1 protein-coding gene is annotated in these 495 nt (G+C 64.8%); it reads left to right on the top strand.

From position 1 onward, the window contains the following. The coding region (locus tag EN994_RS34740; protein WP_164746589.1) for a hypothetical protein at positions 1-495 on the top strand (495 nt) is incomplete at both ends.

The raw sequence follows: 495 nt of genomic DNA, 5'->3' as shown, positions 1-495 counted from the left end.
GCGCCCCGTGGAACCGCGCAATGGCGCCCAGCCCGCAGGTTTCGCGCCGGCCAATGACGATCGCCAGAAGGATTACAAGACGCTCCTGCACAGCCTCAACAGGCGTGCCTCGAACACCATTTACTGGGTCGTCGCCTTCGTTTCGCTCGCCTGGTTCGCCGGTGCCGGTGGTTTGGCCAATCTGCTTTTCGGACCGAGCATCTGGAGAATCCGCACGCTCGACCAGTTCCTTGCCCGTCCGGAACTGATCGGCCTCGCCGTCGCGGCCATCGTGCCCGTCATCCTGTTCTGGGCCTTCGCCGCCATGATTCGCCGCGCCCAGGAAATGCGCATCGCCGCACAGTCGATGACCGAAGTGGCCTTCCGCCTGACCGAGCCGGAAAACCTTGCCCAGGATCGCGTCATGATGATCGGCCAGGCCGTTCGTCGCGAGGTCGCGGCGATGGGCGAAGGCATCGAACGCACGCTTGCCCGCGCCGTCGAACTGGAAACGCT

Origin of the sequence: Mesorhizobium sp. M7A.F.Ca.CA.002.09.1.1, from assembly GCF_003998555.1 — a bacterium.
Taxonomy (GTDB): domain Bacteria; phylum Pseudomonadota; class Alphaproteobacteria; order Rhizobiales; family Rhizobiaceae; genus Mesorhizobium; species Mesorhizobium ciceri.
This window is presented reverse-complemented; position numbering and strand designations above follow the sequence as displayed.